At 42.6% G+C, this 19,438-nt stretch carries 16 protein-coding genes and 1 other annotated feature; of the genes, 2 read left to right on the forward strand and 14 right to left on the reverse strand.

Annotation, left to right across the window (positions count from 1 at the left end):
- Nucleotides 1–5 precede the first annotated feature (5 nt).
- The 6 genes from FAY33_RS06510 to FAY33_RS06535 form a co-directional block, all read right to left on the reverse strand.
- Entirely contained in the window at nt 6–1,196 is a 1,191-nt protein-coding gene (locus tag FAY33_RS06510) for a MerR family transcriptional regulator (RefSeq protein WP_143319986.1), read from the reverse strand.
- Nucleotides 1,197–1,212: 16 nt separating this feature from the next.
- Nucleotides 1,213–1,704, reverse strand: coding sequence for a GNAT family N-acetyltransferase (locus tag FAY33_RS06515; protein WP_143319987.1), 492 nt, complete (start codon nt 1,702–1,704; stop codon nt 1,213–1,215).
- 42 nt (nt 1,705–1,746) lie between these two features.
- The gene (locus FAY33_RS06520) at nt 1,747–2,469 is read right to left on the reverse strand and encodes a ComF family protein (protein ID WP_143319989.1); all 723 of its coding nucleotides are present in this window, start codon (nt 2,467–2,469) and stop codon (nt 1,747–1,749) included.
- A gap of 70 nt (nt 2,470–2,539) precedes the next feature.
- Nucleotides 2,540–4,771, reverse strand: coding sequence for an ATP-dependent RecD-like DNA helicase (locus tag FAY33_RS06525; protein WP_143319991.1), 2,232 nt, complete (start codon nt 4,769–4,771; stop codon nt 2,540–2,542).
- A 116-nt stretch (nt 4,772–4,887) separates the two neighbouring features.
- Entirely contained in the window at nt 4,888–5,889 is a 1,002-nt protein-coding gene (locus FAY33_RS06530; protein ID WP_143319992.1) for a rod shape-determining protein, read from the reverse strand.
- A 416-nt stretch (nt 5,890–6,305) separates the two neighbouring features.
- Complete coding sequence (locus FAY33_RS06535) at nt 6,306–7,862, reverse strand: ABC-F family ATP-binding cassette domain-containing protein (RefSeq protein WP_143319994.1); 1,557 nt, start codon at nt 7,860–7,862, stop codon at nt 6,306–6,308.
- A gap of 311 nt (nt 7,863–8,173) precedes the next feature.
- Between FAY33_RS06535 and FAY33_RS06540 the strand changes: the two genes are divergently transcribed.
- Nucleotides 8,174–9,028 carry a putative ABC transporter permease gene (locus tag FAY33_RS06540; RefSeq protein WP_143319995.1) on the forward strand — a complete coding sequence of 285 codons (855 nt, stop codon included), beginning with the start codon at nt 8,174–8,176 and terminating at the stop codon, nt 9,026–9,028.
- Between the two features lie 84 nt (nt 9,029–9,112).
- Here FAY33_RS06540 and FAY33_RS06545 read toward each other — a convergent pair whose 3' ends face one another.
- From FAY33_RS06545 to FAY33_RS06580, 8 genes are all read right to left on the reverse strand, one after another.
- On the reverse strand, nt 9,113–10,849 hold the full coding sequence (locus FAY33_RS06545) for a phospho-sugar mutase (RefSeq protein WP_143319996.1): 1,737 nt from the start codon (nt 10,847–10,849) through the stop codon (nt 9,113–9,115).
- 76 nt (nt 10,850–10,925) lie between these two features.
- The gene (locus FAY33_RS06550) at nt 10,926–11,903 is read right to left on the reverse strand and encodes a spore coat protein CotS (protein ID WP_143319997.1); all 978 of its coding nucleotides are present in this window, start codon (nt 11,901–11,903) and stop codon (nt 10,926–10,928) included.
- 106 nt (nt 11,904–12,009) lie between these two features.
- Nucleotides 12,010–13,212 (reverse strand): CCA tRNA nucleotidyltransferase, encoded by a 1,203-nt coding sequence (locus tag FAY33_RS06555; RefSeq protein ID WP_143319998.1) that lies wholly within the window; start codon nt 13,210–13,212, stop codon nt 12,010–12,012.
- Nucleotides 13,213–13,236: 24 nt separating this feature from the next.
- Nucleotides 13,237–14,670, reverse strand: coding sequence for a proline--tRNA ligase (gene proS / locus FAY33_RS06560; protein WP_143320000.1), 1,434 nt, complete (start codon nt 14,668–14,670; stop codon nt 13,237–13,239).
- Nucleotides 14,671–14,722: 52 nt separating this feature from the next.
- Nucleotides 14,723–14,929: a binding site (T-box leader), on the reverse strand.
- Nucleotides 14,930–15,008: 79 nt separating this feature from the next.
- Nucleotides 15,009–16,094: an amidohydrolase gene (locus FAY33_RS06565; RefSeq protein WP_143320001.1), complete on the reverse strand. Its 1,086-nt coding sequence runs from the start codon at nt 16,092–16,094 to the stop codon at nt 15,009–15,011.
- The gene (locus FAY33_RS06570) at nt 16,084–16,656 is read right to left on the reverse strand and encodes an HD domain-containing protein (protein WP_143320002.1); all 573 of its coding nucleotides are present in this window, start codon (nt 16,654–16,656) and stop codon (nt 16,084–16,086) included. Before FAY33_RS06570 ends, FAY33_RS06565 begins: the two co-directional genes overlap by 11 nt.
- On the reverse strand, nt 16,638–17,768 hold the full coding sequence (locus FAY33_RS06575) for an AI-2E family transporter (RefSeq protein ID WP_143320003.1): 1,131 nt from the start codon (nt 17,766–17,768) through the stop codon (nt 16,638–16,640). The genes FAY33_RS06570 and FAY33_RS06575 overlap by 19 nt, the downstream gene beginning before the upstream one ends.
- Nucleotides 17,769–17,870: 102 nt before the next feature.
- Nucleotides 17,871–18,566 carry an RluA family pseudouridine synthase gene (locus FAY33_RS06580; protein WP_143320004.1) on the reverse strand — a complete coding sequence of 232 codons (696 nt, stop codon included), beginning with the start codon at nt 18,564–18,566 and terminating at the stop codon, nt 17,871–17,873.
- Between the two features lie 223 nt (nt 18,567–18,789).
- On the opposite strand from FAY33_RS06580, the gene FAY33_RS06585 reads away from it, so the two are divergent.
- Nucleotides 18,790–19,437: a hemolysin III family protein gene (locus tag FAY33_RS06585; RefSeq protein ID WP_143320005.1), complete on the forward strand. Its 648-nt coding sequence runs from the start codon at nt 18,790–18,792 to the stop codon at nt 19,435–19,437.
- The last annotated feature ends 1 nt before the right edge of the window (nt 19,438 follow it).

The raw sequence follows: 19,438 nt of genomic DNA on the forward strand, positions 1-19,438 counted from the left end.
AGATTCTACTTTTTGCAGAGGAAAACACCTGCCTGTTTGGTAATATGAATGTATCCTTTTTTCTCCATTTTCTTTTCCAGAAAACTGCGGAATTCTTCATACCTGTCGCTTAAATATTCCTGCTGGTTGCCATGACAGGATAAGATATATTCCATAAGAGCTCTTGCATCAGTGACTTCCAGATAATCGTCATATACCTTCTTTTCAACAGAAGAAAAATGACCATGCAACAATTCTTCCCCATTATCAAGTCCAAACACATCATATAAATTAACCTCTGAAAGTGTAATCCTGGAATCAAATTCTTTGACCAACTGGGCAATCTCCTTCATATGTAAAGGTCCATAAGTACTGCAGCAAAAAACACCATCTGGTTTCAGGATCTGCCTGACCTGATGAAACACAGTATCAAGATTGGATACATAAAACAATACATGATTGGCAGCCACAAGGTCAAAGCTGTTTTCAGGTTTTGGAATGGAGCGGCAGTCAAAGATTTCAAAAGTAAAATCTCCTGGTACATGTTTTAAATTTTCTTCCACATCACGCACCATACCTTTGGACACATCAGAGAGACAGATTCTTGCAGTCAGGGGAATGCGGGTCTGATTGGCAATCCATAACTCTCCATTTCCGCATCCCAGTTCCAGAACCTCCTTTTTTTCCAATGGTTCCATAAAATCATACAGCCACTGATACCAGCCAAGTGGATTCTTGCTGTATTTCTTATGAAGTCCTATACGGATGCTGATATTTGCCGCATCTTTATATTGTTCCACAAGAGTCTTTTCCATATTGGTAATATGGATTAAATGAAGAATCCTGTTCCAGTCTGCAGTCTGATTGTCTTTTACCAGCCTGGAAGTCTCCAGAAGCGTCTGCTCCACCAGCTTTAAATGTTCAATCCGCTTCCGTATCAGATTCAACTGAAGCCGAAGGGACTCTCCCACATAATCGTTATCATCGTCGTTGATGGTAATCGAGCGGATTTCATCAAGGGAAAACCCCAGATATTTGAGAGAAAGAATCTTCTGGAGTTTTGCAAAATCTGAGTCTGTATACAGACGGTATCCATTTTCACTGATTCCCGCTGGTTTCAACAGTCCCTGTTTATCGTAGTAGCGGATCGTCCTTATAGAAACATTGGCCTTTTTTGCAAACTGCCCCGAAGTATAAAATCCTTCCGTCTGACTCATATCCTGTCCTTCCTTTCTACACCATCAACTGATAATTAACAATATCAAGCATTCTTCCAAATTTGGTACCCACCTCTTTCATGGTCCCGCAATATGTAAACCCCAGACGTTGGTGAAAGGAAACACTTGCCTCATTTTCGCCGGTAATCACAGAGATCACCGTATGAATATCCTCCCTCTCCTTTGCTATCTGGATAATATGTTTCGTTAGTCTTCCGGCGATTCCTCTGCGCCGGTAATCTTTATGGATATAAACCGATAACTCAACCGTACTTTTATATGCCTCTTTTGACCGGTAAGGAGAAAGACTGGCATAACCTGCCACTTTCCCTTCCTCTTCTGCCACAATCAGCGGATGATTCTCTACATTGTGCTCCCGAAACCATATCATCCGTTCCTCCATGGTTTTAGGATTTAAATCAAAAGTCGCAACTCCATATTTTATTTCATAATTATAAATATCCAATAACTCGGGCATATCCTTTTCTTCTGCAATCCGAATGATCATGGTACTCCTCCTGTATGTAATTATTCTTAATCATACCTCATTCTAATATCCCCGTCCAATACAAATTGCAAGAAAATAAACTCTCTTTACCCCAGCTTTTTTCAACACTCTGGTACAGGCCTCTATGGTACTTCCGGTTGTGTAAATATCATCAACCAGGATAACGCTTTCTATTCCTTTTATCTCTTTTCCCGCCACAAATGCTTCCTCCAGATTTTTAAGTCTTGCTGCAGGATTCAGTCCCTTTTGGGGCATGGTGTTTTTGTTGCGTAATAGTCCTCCGGAAGAAACGGGAATGGACAAATACGTCCCAATACAATCAGCCAGAAGTTCCGCCTGGTTAAACCCACGTTTTCTTTTCCTCGATGGGTGGACGGGTACAGGTACCAGAATCTCCGCTTTCATTCGCCCAATCATCTTTTTATAGCGGAATGCAATGGCTTGTCCGTAAAATTCTATGTACTCTCTTCTGTTTCTGTATTTAATTTTAGACATGGACTTTCTTGCTCTTTTGTCATAGTTCAGCAAAGCCAGACCATATTCAAAGCTTCTTTTGTGTTTTGTGCAGTCAAAGCAATATTCCGCCTCTTCGTTCAGAACCTCTTTGCCGCATTTTTTGCAGAATGGATTTTTTACAAAAGACAGTCTGGTAAAACATTCCGGGCAGATCAGTCTCCCCTTTGGCATGACAATTCCGTCGCACACAGGGCACCGCCTGGGAAATAACAAATCAATAAAAGCATTTATAAAAAGAGAAAAATTCATATGAAAGGAGTCTCCTGAATATAAGAATGATGAGATAGCAGGAAGGAAAAACCTCCCTGCCAAAAGAATATTATGAAAGCTGGTTTATTTCACTAATCCGGTCTTTTAACCCGGAATATCTTCGTTGTTCGGTTTCGTTATTGACCATATCCTGAAAGACCTCAGGGACTCCTACGAGACAGACGCAGGCTCTTGCACGGGTAACGGCAGTATAGATCAGATTCCTGGTCATAAGCATACGGGGACCTGGAAAAACGGGAATCACCACAGCTGGATATTCACTTCCCTGAGACTTGTGAATGGTAATGGCATAGGCAAGTTCCAGTTCCTCTAACTGCTTAAAACTGTACTCCACCATACGGTGCTCGTCAAATTCCACTGTAACAAGCTCTGCAAATTCATTCATCTCCCGGATCATACCGATATCTCCATTATAAACACCGGTTCCCTTTTCCACAGGGATTCCATAGGCATTCCGCACTTCCCATTCCATGTTATAATTATTTTTAATCTGCATCACCTTATCCCCTGTCCGGTAGATGGAATCTCCAATCTCCTTTTGGGGCTTTTCCTGTGCCGGAGGATTTAAATATTCCTGCAAAATAGTATTTAACCGGTCCACTCCAATGGCGCCTTTTCTCATGGGTGTCATGATCTGAATATCATAAGGATCTGCATGAACATACCCCGGAAGTTTATCATGAACCAGAGTAATAATGGCATTAATAATTGCATTGGGATCTTCCCGCTTAATAAATAGGAAGTCCCTGCTCTTTTTCCCCAGGAAAATGACTTCACCGTCATTGATCTTATGGGCATTCACTACAATATCACTTTGGGTCGCCTGACGGAAAATCTTGGTCAGCATAACAACATTAAAGCACTGGGATTCAATCATGTCACGAAGGACATTACCCGGACCCACGCTGGGAAGCTGATTCACATCTCCCACAAGAATCAGCCTGGTTCCAGGATTAATGGCTTTCAGCAACGATTGCATCAGATGAATATCCACCATGGAGGTCTCGTCAATAATCACTGCATCTGCATCCAGAGGATTTTCTTCATTTCTCTCAAAATGAGTGGAGGAAGACCGGTCATCTCCCGGAACTCCAGTCAGTTCCAAAAGCCGGTGAATGGTTCTGGCTTCATATCCGGTGGCTTCTGTCATCCGCTTTGCCGCCCTGCCGGTTGGTGCCGCCAGTAAAATCTCCATCTCTTCACTTTCAAAAAAACGGATAATGGTATTGATGGTGGTAGTCTTTCCTGTTCCCGGTCCTCCTGTCACAATAAGGAGACCGCTGTTTACCGCCTCCACCACAGCCTTAACCTGCTTTTCATCCAGCTCTATCTTCTCTTCTTTCTGAATGTGCAGAAGCTTTGTCCGAATTTCTTCTTCCGGCATACGCCCTCTGATATTTAAATCATGAAGCATTTTCGCAGTATTTAATTCCATATAGTAGTACTGGGCTGCATAAACTACACGCTTGCCTTCTGTCTCTGCCTCACGGATCACCAGACGCTTATCAAGCTGCATATCCATCAGATGTTTCCCAATAGACTCCCGCTCCACTTTTAACAGTTCAGACGCCTGGGAAAGCAGATCTTCCTCCGGAAGATAGGTATGCCCATTCCCTGTCGCCTGCAAAAGGACATAAAGCACCCCGCATTTAATACGGAAATCCGAATCCGTAAAAATACCGACTTTTCTGGCTATCTCATCTGCCATCTTAAATCCCACACCAGGAATATCATCTGCCATCTGATAAGGATTCTCGCGGATGATACCGTAAAGCCTTGGTCCATACTCCTGATAAATCTTAACAGCCAGATTCATGGAAATTCCATATTCCTGCAAAAACATCATCGCCTGACGCATCTCTTTCTTCTGTTCAATCTGCTGGGATATGGACATTGCCATCTTCTCACTGACACCTTTCACCTCAGAAAGGCGTTCCGGTTCTTCTTCCATAATTCGAAACGTATCAGCCTTGAAATGACGCACGATTCTCGCCGCCAGAGCTGCCCCGACGCCCTTAATGGCGCCAGAACCCAGATACCGTTCCATGGCTTTAGTGTCCTCCGGCGTCTTGATCTCATAGCTTTCCACAGTCATCTGCTCTCCGTACACCGGATGCTCGGTCATAGCCCCTGTTGCCTCCACCATCTCTCCCTCACTGATGTAATGGAAACTTCCAACAAGGGTATACTCCTCCCCTTCACTTGTAAGGCTCAAGACCGTGTAGCCATTGTCTTCGTTCCTGTATTTAATTCTTTCTACAAACCCGCAGACTGTTGCCATGATTCCTCCCGCAAAGACAGACAGACTGCCCAAAACAATCCCTGCCGGAATCTTCTGATACCGCCAGGGTTGTTAAAAGCAGTCAAATAAGCCGTTATTCATTCTATCTAAAAACATTAAAATTCTCTTTTGTTCTCGCCGCCATGAGTAAATTCAATAAACTTACCAGTTCCGATCGCTACTGCTGTTAATGGATCTTCTGCAATCATGGTGTTAATTCCTGTCTTTTCTTCGATCAGGGCATCCAGACCGCTGAGCAGTGAACCGCCGCCGGTAAGAACAATTCCGCGATCAAAAATATCGGCTGCCAGTTCCGGTGGTGTGCGCTCTAAAACATTATGAACCGCATCAACAATCTGCATCGCCGGTTCTTTCAAGGCATCAAGAGTTTCATCCGATGTAACCACGATGGTCTTTGGAAGACCGGTTACCAGGTTCCTTCCACGGACTTCCATGGTTAAGACTTCTGGTCTGCGGTATGCCGCACCAATGTTAATCTTAATCTCTTCTGCTGTTCTCTCACCGATTAAAAGGTTATGTTTTTTCCGCATATACCGGACAAGAGCTTCATCAAAATCGTCTCCTGCAACTTTAATGGAGGTGCTCACAACGGTTCCTCCCAGAGATATAACTGCAATATCAGAAGTTCCTCCCCCAATATCTACAATCATATTTCCACATGCTTTGGCAATGTCAATTCCTGCGCCAATCGCAGCCGCAACTGGTTCCTCAATAATCGACACTTCTCTTGCACCTGCCTGATAAGTCGCATCTTCAACCGCTTTCTTCTCAACTTCCGTTGCACCGCTTGGAATACACACACTGATTCTTGGCTTTCTCAATGTCTTTTTTCCAACCGCTTTATTAATAAAATATTTTAACATCTTCTCTGTTACTGTATAATCAGAGATAACACCCTGACGCAACGGTCTGACTGCAACGATATTACCCGGAGTTCTTCCGATCATCAGTCTGGCTTCTTCTCCAATGGCTTTGATTTTATTTGTATCACGGTCAATGGCTACAACAGAAGGTTCTTTTAATACAACTCCCTTGCCTTTAATATATACCAGTATGCTGGCTGTGCCTAAATCAATTCCAATATCATTGGACATCATAATTATTCTTCCTCCTGATTCCTATATCCGGTCCCCAAAGTACCCTTTATCTTCAATTTTATGTGTATTTCGCAAATTAAGTCGCAGTTTCTATCTTATTATATACAATAACCCTATCTTTTTAAAGGGGTTTTTGAATTTTAATTATCTTTATTATTTTTTAATGTCGTGTACACATTTTTGTCACAATTTCCTTGTATACTAATATTACGTTATCCGAAAGGATGACGGGCCTTTTGTTTCAAGTAACTTACTTGAAATCACAAAGCTTTTTCATACTCATACCGGACGGTGAAAACCGTCCGGCCCCCCTAAGAATCTGATTTGTATTTTTTAATACGGATCATTCCGCATAGAACGTGTAAAACAGGATTGAGTTTCCCATTGAAACTCAATCCTGTTTTTTGTTTATTTCCTTATGATAAGCGAAGTGCCCATTCTTTGCAGTCCAGAATTCTGGTTGCAAGTCCTTCATAAAATTCAGGTTCATGGCAGATCAGCAGCATACTTCCTTTATACTCCTTTAATGCCCTTTTTAATTCCTCTTTTGCATCTACATCCAGATGGTTGGTCGGCTCGTCCAAAAGAAGAACATTGCTTTCCCTGTTCTGGAGTTTACATAACCGGACCTTTGCCTGCTCTCCGCCGCTTAAAACCCGCACCTGGCTTTCAATGTGTTTTGTTGTCAGACCGCATCTTGCAAGAGCAGATCGCACCTGGTACTGGGTGTAGGATGGGAATTCCTTCCATATTTCTTCAATACAGGTGGTTTTGTTATCAGGAGTCATCTCCTGCTCAAAATATCCAATGGATAAATAGTCTCCCAATTCCACGCCTCCGCTTAAGGAAGGCACAAGTCCCAGTATGCTTTTTAATAAGGTAGTCTTTCCAATTCCATTCGCTCCTACAAGGACCACTTTCTCGCCGCGCTCCATAGAAAGGTTTAATGGTCTGGACAAGGGTTCCTCATAACCAATTACCATATCTTTTGTTTCAAAAATCATCTTTCCTGCAGTTCTGGCTTCCATGAAATGAAATTCCGGCTTTGGTTTTTCCTTTGCAAGCTCGATTACATCCATCTTATCTAATTTCTTCTGTCTGGACATTGCCATGTTTCTGGTGGAAACACGGGCTTTATTACGCGCCACAAAATCCTCCAGTTCCGCAATCTCCTGCTGCTGACGTTTATATGCCGCCTCTAACTGGGAGCGTTTTACAGCATAGACTTCCTGGAATTTGTCATAATCCCCTACATACCGGTCCAGATTCTGATTTTCCATATGATAAATAATATTTACTACACTATTTAAAAACGGAATATCATGGGAAATCAGAATAAAGGCATTCTCGTATTCCTGGAGATACCGCTTGAGCCATTCAATGTGAACCACATCAAGATAGTTGGTCGGCTCATCAAGGAGAAGAATATCCGGTTTCTCTAAAAGCAGTTTTCCCAGAAGTACTTTGGTTCTCTGCCCTCCGCTTAATTCGGTTACATCTTTATCAAGACCCATATCTGTCAGTCCCAATGCTCTGGCTACTTCTTCAACCTTTGAATCAATGATATAGAAATCATGTGCCATAAGAAGGTCCTGAATGGTTCCAAGTTCCTCCATCATGGAAGTCATGGTTTCTTCATCTGCTTCTCCCATTTTATCGCAGATATCGTTCATCTGCTCTTCCATCTGAAATAAGAATGCAAACGCATCCTTTAACACATCTCCTATGGTCATCCCCTTTTCCAGCACCGTATGCTGATCCAGATATCCTACCCGGACGTTTTTCGACCACTCAACTTTCCCCTCATCCGGCTGAAGTTTCCCGGTTATAATATTCATAAATGTGGATTTTCCCTCTCCATTGGCACCAATCAGACCGATGTGCTCTCCTTTTAACAACCGGAAAGAAACATCCTGAAAGATGGCACGGTCACCAAATCCGTGGGTCAAATGTTCTACGTTTAATATGCTCATTGAAAACTCCTTTATAAATGCGTTTCATAATTCTCTTTATACATGGTGTCTGTTGGTTTTGCATTCCCCTCATACAAATACATGCGAAACATGATAATTCTACATGATGGAAGCGATTAAGGCAAGTAAAAAAAGATCTTCATGTTTCAACTGCTCTTATCCCGGCAATAACTCTTTATAGACATAAAATAAAAGGGGTGACCTGCCTGTCAATTTTGACTGAATGAATTCCTGTTCTTTTCAGTTGCAAAATAAAACAAAACCGTTTATGATAAAGCCAATATGGATCATGAAAGAAAGGGGTTATGCTTATGTACGTTTATACATGGTATCAATGGCTGCTGTTTTTTTTCATATATTGCTTTATCGGCTGGATCATCGAGTCAGCCTACGTTTCCATAAGAAGCCTTCGTTTTGTAAACAGGGGATTTTTAAGGCTTCCCCTCCTGCCTTTGTATGGAAGCGGAGCAATCATTATGCTGTGGCTGTCTCTTCCTGTAAAGGGTAATATTCTGCTGGTGTTTCTCTTTGGTATGGCAGGCGCTTCCGTACTGGAATATATTACCGGTTATATCATGGAACGGCTCTTTAAAATGAAGTATTGGGATTACTCCAACAATCCGTTTAATATCAATGGATATGTATGCCTTGGCACCTCCATTGCCTGGGGATTTTTAACCATTCTTCTTACAGAAGTAGTCCACCTTCCCTTAGGATGGCTGGTTCTCTCCCTGAACCAGACCCCGGCAACTGTATTGGCACTCATCATTACAGCCATCTTCCTGACAGATACCATACATTCAGTAAAAGAAGCCCTGGATCTTGGACGCATTTTGGAATCACTAACCGGAATCAAAGCAGAACTGGAAGAGGTTCAGGTTCAGATCGCCCTTTTAAAGGCGGAGACAACCCAGAAGATGTCCGAATTAAAGACCGAAACAATGGTGAAGATCACCAACTTAAAGACCGAAACTGCCAGCGTACTAAAGGAATCTGTTCTTATGGAGCAACTGCAGTCTCTTACAGAAAACAAAGAAAAGCTGACCAGATATCTGGGGTTTTACCGGAAAGGAATTCTCCGCCGTAATCCTACTGCCTCTTCCAGACTGTTTGGAGAAGCATTAAAGGAATTAAAAGAATACTCAAAAAAGTATAAAAAACAGTAAAAAGAACTGCTGCACACAAAAAAAGCCGGTCATATCACTGATGATATGTGTCCGGCTTTATAATATAAAATATCCTGTCTTTTATTATATCATTTTTTCCACCATAGCCATCACTGCTTCTCCCAGTCCGGCAGACTTTTTCTCTGCATCTTCCATAGAAGCCCCTTTGACACCATAGTAGAATTTGATCTTGGGTTCCGTTCCCGAAGGTCTTACGCATAACCATGCGTCATCGGACAAATCATAGTAAAGCACGTCAGACTGAGGAAGTCCAGTCGGAATCACCTCACCTGTTGACATATCCTTCACTGTATCAAGCTTATAATCCCTGGCAGAAAGGACCTGATAATCACCTACGTGATCCGGTGTATTCTCTCTCATGAAAGCCATAATTGCCTGAATCTTTTCCTGTCCTTCAATCCCTTTTAATCCAATGGCTTTTACTGCATCTTTATAATATCCATATGTTTCATACATGGCTATCATGGCATCACATAAGGTCATGCCTTTGGTCTTATAATAAGCCGCAGCTTCGCACAGGGCAACAGAAGCAGATATCGCATCCTTATCGCGGGCATATGTACCGATCAGACAGCCATAGCTTTCCTCTAAACCAAACATATAAGTTCCGTAACCAGTTGTTTCTTCTTTTAATATCTGCTGTCCGATGTATTTAAATCCAGTAAGCACTTCGATCAGTTCACAGCCATAAGATCTGGCAACTGCATCCACCAAATTGGTGGTTACAATGGATTTAATGACCTGTCCATCAGCAGGAATTGCTCCCCGTTCTTTTTTCTGACTTAATACATATTCACATAAAAGGGCACCGGACATGTTACCAGTAAGAGGAATATACGCTCCTGTCCGCTCATCTTTTACATATACACCAAGACGGTCCGCATCAGGGTCTGTTGCCAGCACCAGATCTGCGTTCTTCTCTTTTGCGAGAGCAAGCCCTAAGGCAAAGGCTTCCTCCGCCTCTGGATTTGGATAACCGACCGTAGGGAAATCACCATCAGGCTGTTCCTGCTCCGGAACCACAAAAACATGGGTAAAGCCAATCTCTTTCAAGGCTCTTCTTACAGGAAGATTCCCAGTTCCATGTAAAGGAGTATAGACCACCCGGATATCATCCTGCATCTTGTCAATGGCATCCTGGTTAACCACCTGGGCTTTTACATGGGCAATATACTTATCATCAATCTCAGAACCAATAATCTGATAGTTTCCTGCTGCCTCAGCTTCTTCCCTGGTGGTGGTCTTTACCTTAGACAGATCCACAATATCCATGACCTCTTTGGTTACACCCTTATCATGAGGCGGTGTAAACTGGGCACCATCCTCCCAGTATACCTTATATCCATTATATTCCGGCGGATTATGGCTGGCAGTAATATTAATACCAGCGATACAGCCTAACTCCCTTACGGCATAAGAAAGCTCCGGTGTCGGTCGCAGAGAATCAAATTTGTACGCCTTGATGCCATTGGCTGCTAATGTCAGTGCCGCTTCTTCTGCGAACTCCGGAGACATATGCCTGGAGTCATATGCAATGGCCACGCCTTTTGAAGCGCCGCCTTGTTTTATAATATAATTTGCAAGTCCTTGTGTCGCTCTTCTTACAACATAGATATTCATGCGGTTAATTCCTGCCCCGATGATTCCCCGAAGACCTGCAGTGCCAAATTCCAGATCTTTATAAAAACGCTCTTTGATCTCGCCTTCATTCTCTGCAATCCCTCGAAGCTCCTCTTTGGCAGCTTCATCAAAATATGGATTCAAAAGCCATTCATCATAGATGCTCTTGTAGTCTTTCATCACAAATACTCCCTTCTCTCCATTTCTGTTATGGTTATTATAAATCATAACATCATAAAAGAAAAGTGTATTTCCATTATTTTAATCTTGATAAAAACGTATTTCGTACAGATTCCTGAATCTCCAAATCCTTTAATTTTTCAATGTTCCGGGAAGGAATCCATGCCTTGTTTGCATTGTAATAAAAATTAATCTGCTTCCAGTACTTTTCAGGATACAAAAACAGATAATATAAACAGGTCCTGTCTGCAGCCGAAATAGACAGCACATTCGAGTAAGTCTCAAGCATTGCCATTCCAAGCTTTAAATTCCAGTCATGCTTTTCCATTGCCTTACGCATAAAATGGTATAAATCTTCCATCTGCATCCCCTTATGCATCCGGTTAAACTCCACAATTGCCACATCATGAGGGCACATAAGAATATGATGCTGGTTTAAATCCCCATGGCACAGATACTCTTTTTCTGTTTCTCCATTTTCCATAAAACCAGCCATTCCCTTGCAGGCTTCCATTGCCTGCTCATAGAAAACATCATAATTTCCCATGACGCAAAGTTCAAATTCTGACTTTTTCCTTTTATTCCGAATGAAAGAACGGGCGCGAACCAGCTCTTTGTTATGACGCTCCATTTCCTCCGCAGGTTTTTGCACAAGAATAGAGCCCAGATTCCACTCCTCCTTGAATTCAATTCCACGAAGAATCCTATGTAAACAGGCAATCCGTTCAATGGCGCAAAGCACCTCTTTGCTGTCTTTTAAATTGCATTCCCGATCTGCATACCAGTCCTTTACAATAAAACGGGTTCCATCATCCGCAATGGAAAGAAGTTCCCCCTCTTTGTTCCTGACATAACGGTCAACACAAACATGACCCGCCTCCTCCATCTGGGAAAATACCTCATCCTCAAATTCCAGGCGCTTTAACGTTCCTTTATATTCCCGAAGCAGTTTCAGACCTTTATTCGTCTCACACAACCAGGCGCCCCGGCCGCGCTTTACATCAAGAATTTCAAGCTCATACTGCGAAAGCACCTCTGTGTATTTCTCGTTCACAACCACCCCTCCAACTCTTAGCACATCAGCTACTTCTAGGGTATGAAAGGGCCGGAAAAAATATGCAAAATCTGGCGGAAAGTTATAGAGGGCAAAAGCCCATTTTCTATAACCGTTCCGCCAGATCCATTAAGTACTCTTTCTGGTTGTGGGTTGGTTCTTTTAGTACTTCCTGAAATAAAGTGTCCAGCACTGCCCCCAGCTTAGGTCCCGGCTTTCTTCCTGCCTGAATCAGATCCCTGCCGGTCACTGCCATATCCTTTAACCGGATACAGTCTCCATTGTCTAAAATCTCTCTGGAGTCAGCCTCCATCTGCTTTAATTTGGGAAGTTCTGTCTCAGAAATAAATAATTTCATAAAGCACAAAAGATCTTCAAACAACTCTGGAGATAACGTGCTCATAAGACTTCGAACAGCCGGTTTGCTTCCTGGTATCTCCTGCTTCCATAAAGCCACAAGAGTCTTTACCTGATTCATGGTCTCATTATCAAGTTTTAATTCCCTCAATATCTCCACCGCTGAATCCGAATGCTCGAACCGGAGAAATCCTGCCCAGCGCAAATGCTTCTCTTTCGGAAGGAATTTAAGCTTTTCAACGTCAAAATGCCGTCGTCCTACTAAATGAAACTGTTTTGAAATATATGGAGAGATTCCATTTTCATAGACAGCCCAGATCCGTTCCGGATAATCGGACAAAAGAAGTTTGGTAAGTTCTACCTGAATCCGCTCCTTGCTCACCATTTTCATGTTAGGTGCTATAACAGCCAGAGCTGCTTTGGTCTCTTCCTCCAGATCAAACCCTAACTGGGCAGAAAACCGGATTGCACGCAGAATCCGCAGGGCATCTTCCTGAAAACGGTCGGTTGCATTACCTACGCAGCGGATGATTCCATCTTTTAAATCTTCCCTGCCGCAAAACGCATCTACAAGCCCTTCTCTTTCATTGTATGCCATCGCATTAATGGTAAAGTCCCTTCGTTTTAAATCCTCAATCAGGTCTCCCGTAAATTCCACGGATTTGGGATGGCGGCCATCCTCGTACTCCCCATCAATTCGATAGGTGGTTACCTCATAAGCACCGCCATCCATAAGCACAGTCACTGTACCATGCAAAATCCCGGTATCCACCGTTCTTTCAAACAGCCCTTTTACCTGCTCTGGTTTTGCGGAAGTTGTGATGTCCCAGTCTCCCGGTTCCCGAAAGAGCAGACTATCTCTGACACAGCCGCCTACCACATAAGCCTCAAACCCATGGTTATTCAGTTGTTCCATGATCATGCCTGCCGCTTTTGGAACCTGTATGTTCATCACTTGACCTCCTGGTTATTTTAATTAATAGGCTCTTCCCCAATAAACCATCTTTGTTGCCGGCTTGCCGCAGCAGATACATGTGTCAGACAGTTTTTCCTGCTTAAATGGCATACAACGGGAAGTTGCACCTGTTTCTTCTTTTATCTTATCTTCACATTCCTGGCATCCGCACCACATTGCTTTTACAAATCCAGGCTTTTCTTCTATGGTTTTTACAAAGGTATCTATATCCACCGCTTCATAGGTATGCTCATCCCGGTGAAGCTTTGCTCTTTCAAACATATCATTCTGGATATCCGCCAGAAGCTGCTCTACCTTTTTATCCAGTTCATCTAAGGAAATCGTAATCTTTTCATGAGTGTCACGGCGGACTAAAACAGCCTGATTCTCTGCAATATCCCTTGGTCCTATTTCCACACGGATCGGAATTCCTCTCATCTCGGATTCACTGAACTTCCAGCCAGGACTTTTATCTGAATCATCTACTTTTACACGATAATTGGAAAGAACTTCTTTCAGCTCAAATGCCTTATCAAGAACTCCCTCTTTCTGCTGCTGAACCGGAACAATGATAACCTGAACCGGAGCAATTCTTGGCGGCAGAACAAGCCCGTTGTCATCTCCATGAACCATAATAATTCCGCCAATCAGCCTGGTGCTCAGCCCCCAGGACGTCTGATGGACATACTGAAGCTTATTCTCCTTATCGGAATACTGAATCTCAAATGCCTTTGCAAATCCATCCCCAAAATTGTGGCTGGTTCCTGACTGGAGTGCCTTTCCATCGTGCATCAGCGCCTCAATGGTGTATGTTGCCTCTGCTCCTGCGAATTTTTCCTTATCCGTCTTTTGTCCTCTGATTACAGGCATAGCCAGAACCTCTTCACAGAAATCTGCATAAAGATTCAACATCTGCTCCGTTCTCTCCTGTGCCTCTTTTGCTGTTGCATGAGCGGTATGACCCTCCTGCCACAAAAATTCCCTGGAACGCAAAAATGGTCTCGTTGTCTTTTCCCAGCGCACAACGGAACACCACTGATTGTATAACTTGGGAAGATCACGGTATGACTGAATCTCTCTGGAGTAGAAATCGCAGAATAAGGTTTCGGAAGTAGGTCTGACACAGAGCCGTTCCTGGAGTGGTTCCAGACCTCCATGAGTAACCCAGGCAACTTCCGGTGCAAACCCCTCTACATGATCTTTTTCTTTCTGAAGAAGACTTTCAGGAATGAACATGGGCATATACACATTTTCAACACCAGTTTTCTTAAATCTCTGATCCAGTTCACTCTGAATCTTTTCCCAGATGGCGTAACCAGCCGGTTTGATGACCATACAGCCCTTTACACTGGAATAGTCACTTAATTCCGCTTTTTTTACAACATCCGTATACCACTGAGCAAAATCTACATCCATGGATGTGATTGCTTCTACTAATTTCTTGTCCTTTGCCATGACAATTCTCCTTTTTTTCCATGAAATTAAAAAGAGCCATCCGTTCCCTCCGAAAAGGGACCGAACAGCTCGGCGGTGCCACCCAATTTAGCCAGTGTTTTACCATGGCTCACTTTTTATCCGATAACGCCGGAAATACGCCGCAGTTTGCTACGGGACTCCAAGGCAGGTTCTGTCATGAGGGGTATAAAGACCTTTCACCATATGGTCTTCTCTCTGAAATACATCATCACTTACTAATCCTCTTCCATGTCTTTTATTTTATAAATGTGTAACGATTGTATGGTTGATTTTACGTTATTTACAAATGTTTGTCAAGAGGAGCGGCGGGCTTTTCTTTATAGAAATGCCTTCATAGACAATAAGGCTTTTTTTATGACCTCATCTGGGAATTCGTAGTCCTTTGTATGAAGCCCTGGACAATCAGCCCCTGCTCCAACTCCAAAAAACATTCCCTGAGTCTTCTTTAAATACCAGCCAAAATCTTCAGACCACCGAAAAGGCTCTTGAATTTCCATAAAAGGAATCTCCTGTTCTAAAAGCTTTTGCCCACACCGATTTACCATATCAGCCTCATTCACGGTATCCGGAAATTCCTCTGTGGAAGATATCCTTACTTCTATCAATCGTTCTGCTGCCTGCTTTTGGGTAAAGGAAACCACTGATTCTTCAAAACGTATTAAATCCTCCAGTTTTTCTCCCCGCAGAGTAAGGGAAATTCTCCCCTCTCCAGGAGATACTCCAAAGGACTGACTCCCTAATTTTACCTCAACAATTGTAGCGAGAACCATTCCCGTAAAGTGAGGTGCATGCAAAAGCTCAGGAATTTTAACAATCAGTTCTCCAATCAGCCATGCCGGATTAATTCCCTGTTCCGGATAAGCTGCATGGGACTGTTTACCCTTTAAGGAAAGAATAAGCCCTTTTGACGCACAGGCAAATGTTCCTTTCTTCAATACCGCCTTTCCAAGAGGATAGCCAGGAAGATTATGAAACCCATAAATCTCACGGATTCCCTTTTCATCAATCAGACCGCTGCATAAAACAGCTCCCTGTCCGGTCTCTTCTGATGGCTGAAAAATCAGATAAACATCTTTACCCACAGTTTCCCCCTCAAGGAGCAGACCAAGACCAGCCAGTACAGCACTATGCCCATCATGACCACAGCCATGAAAGAATCCCCCGTCTTCACCCCTGATGGCATCCATATCCGCCCGAAAAGCTACAGAGTCTTCCGGATGTCCTTCATGATGTACTGCATAAAACCAACCTGTTTTTTCTATGATTTCCATAGAAGTATGTTTTTTCAGAAAAGCTTTCAAAATTTCCATGGTCTTTTTCTCACAGCCAGAAGGCTCAGGGCATTGGTGAAGGCGTCTGCGCAGATGTGTGACTGCTTCATATGTATTATGGTCAATGTTCATCCTTTTCCCTCCTGATTAATTCCAGGCTGTCATTGCGAACCTGATCCCTTAATTGTCTGGTCTGTAAAAAACTATTGCAGATCTCATTCCCGTAAGTCAGATTCAGTTCATATTCCAGAGGCAGCCAGGTATCTGGTCCTCCCTCATTATGCTGGATCAATGTCTCAATCTTATCCAGAGACTTCAACAGCTTTGCTTCCCTGGACTGGCAGAGATTCATTTCTTCAAATAAAGAAGCAATAGAAGCAGAAAGCGGCTCCGGAAGTTTCTCCACCAGAGATTCAATTGCTTCTTCCTCTGTTTTCTCATGTTCTTCCGTCTTAATAAAAGCTGGAATATCTCCGGTTACTGCTTCTCCCCAGTCATGAATCAGACACATCCGGATCACTTTATTCATATCAAGATCATCAAAATCCGGCTCTAAAAGCATGGCAAGCACTGCCAGTCTCCAACTGTGCTCTGCCACGCTTTCATGCCTCTTACTGGAAGTCCAGTTATGCCTTGTATTACATTTTAACTGCTCCAGTATTTTTAAAAATGAAATCAGTTCTTTTGGCTCCAATTCTTCTTGCTCCCTTCCTGTTTATAATCCTCTTTTTTGCAATTATAGCATGATCCGCCATACAGCTCCACAATATCTTCAATCATTAATAATCCAATGGGACCGAGGATGAATCCAAGAAGTCCAAAAAGCTGAAGCCCTATAAACATAGACACAAGAGTTTCCAGAGGAGTAAGCCCTACCTTATCTCCCATAATCTTTGCTTCCATAATTTCTCTTAAAAAATAGCAGATAACATAAATAACCAAAAGTCCAATCCCATAAATCCAGTTTTTGCCGATCATGGCTCCAATTGCCCATGGGATGAGCACTGTTCCTGTTCCAAATATGGGAAGGGCATCAAGCAGCCCAATTCCGATTCCAAGCAGAATGAAATAAGGATTTCCCATAAGAAACAGACCAATGGAACACACTGCCATTGTAAACAGCATGATAGCTCCCTGTGTTCTCAACCATGCACTTCCTACAGACATCAGTCTGTCACCGAGCATCCCATATTCGTAGCAGAACATGGAATTATCTCTCCTGCTTCGTATATCATCCATTTCCTGAAGGGTTAATATGGTGGCAATAAATAATATAACGGTAATTACCGTAACCTCCACCACCCACTTCACAATACTCATGGAATTAATCATTAAAAACGACATGGCCCTGCTCTTAATTGCTTCCTCTCCTCCGGATAGAACATCCCGAACCATTTCTAACATATAACCGTCGGGAAGTTTTAAAAACTGTTCTGCAAAAGTGCAGTTTTCCATGAGCCATTGATCAATCCGTTCCATAATCTGGGGAAGATTCTGAAATAGCAACGTGGCTTCCATTACCAGTTTTCTTCCTCCAATATAGACAAGAATTCCCAGAATAATCATGACAATCAGGATCTCTACCCCTCCGATTACAGCCAGTGGAATGCCAATCACTTTTTTCTTTATGGTAAAACGGGTTCTTTTCTCAATCCATAACGCAGAGGGACGGAGAGATAATGCAAAGACATAGGCAATCAAAAAGGGAATCACGAGGGGCAGCAGATACCGAAAACTAAGGTACACTGCCCCTGTAACTCCCAATATTAATATTGTTTTCTTCAGTTTCCTGCTCGGTTTCTCCATGGACTCACCTGTTTCTGTTTTGTACTTCTTTTGTACAATGGCTATTATGAGCTGACAGGGCAAAATCTATGCAGAGTTTTATTTAGAAAAAAATCCCTTCTATTAATTCTGTTTTAAAAACATATCAAAAACAGGCGTCTGGGGTTTTGCCTGGTAAATCATCTTTTTTCCTGTGACTGGATGGAAAAAGGAAAGACTTGAGGCAAATAAGGCTACATTGGTTCGCACTGTTCCCTGTTGAAACAAAGGATTATACTTTTGGTCTCCCCACACCGGAGTTTTGTGCCCTGCCATCTGTACCCGGATCTGATGATGACGTCCGGTTTTCAATTTTATTTCCAAAAGGCTGTATTCTTTTCCTTCCTGCTCTTTTTTATCCACAACACGAAAATCAAGTTCTGCAGGTTTTGCACTTTTTATCCCCTTTTCCACAATTTTCGAGCAATTATTTTTTCCGTCTTTCCACAAATAATCCACGTATGTGCCAAAGTTTTCCACAGGTTTTCCACATACTACAGCAAGGTATATTTTCTCCATCTTATGTTCTGAAACCTGCTTACTTAAAGACTCTGCAGCTTTTTTATTTTTCGCATAAACCATAACTCCACCTACAGGTTTATCCAGTCTGTGGATAACTCCTACATATGGCTCCTCTGATTTTGGGGATATTGTGTTGATATGTTTCTTGATCTCACTGACCATATCCGGCTCAAAAGACTTTGCGGACTGGGACTCCATCCCAACCGGCTTTACCACAACCAGTATGTCTTTATCTTCATATAATATCTCTAGATTCATAACAGTTATATTTCCCTTCTCTTCTCCTGGTTCCTTATCGTTCCGGATTTTCTTCCTTCATTATATGGGATCAGACCTGGTATGGCAAATATCTTTTTTTATATTTTGATTTCAAAAAAGATATTGCAAATTTTCATCCATTGGTGTATAGTATTTAATTATAGAATACATAGTATTTAATACTACATCACATATTTTCATTAACGTTCAAGGAGGACCACATATGAACAAAAAAGTTAAAGATCCCGTCAGCGCTCTCACTCATTTCATTGCCATGATACTGGCTTTGTTTGCTGCGGTTCCGCTTCTTATAAAAGCATCTTCGGATGGGGCACTTCATATTGCCGCTCTGACCATCTTCATTACCAGTATGGTTTTACTATACGCAGCCAGCACTACCTACCATACTTTGGATATCTCACCGAAGATTAATAAACTTTTAAAGAAGATTGATCATATGATGATTTTCATTCTGATTGCAGGAACCTACACCCCTATCTGTCTGGTTGTGCTTGGAGACCATACTGGCTGGAACTTGCTTTTACTGGTCTGGGGAATTGCGCTTTCCGGTATTCTCATAAAGGCCTGGTTTGTTATGTGTCCCAGATGGTTTTCTTCCTGCATCTATATTGCCATGGGCTGGGTCTGTGTTCTGGCATTCAGCAAGATTACGAAAGCACTTCCTGCTGCCGCCTTTGGCTGGCTCCTGGCCGGTGGAATTATCTATACAGTAGGAGGAATCATCTATGCCTTAAAGCTTCCTCTGTTCAGTCCAAAATCGAAGAACTTCGGGAATCATGAACTGTTTCACCTCTTTGTTATGGGAGGAAGCTTCTGCCATTACATGCTGATGTACCACTTTGTTGCTTAAT

Source organism: Clostridium sp. HBUAS56010, assembly GCF_007115105.1.
Lineage (GTDB): Bacteria > Bacillota > Clostridia > Lachnospirales > Lachnospiraceae > Lacrimispora.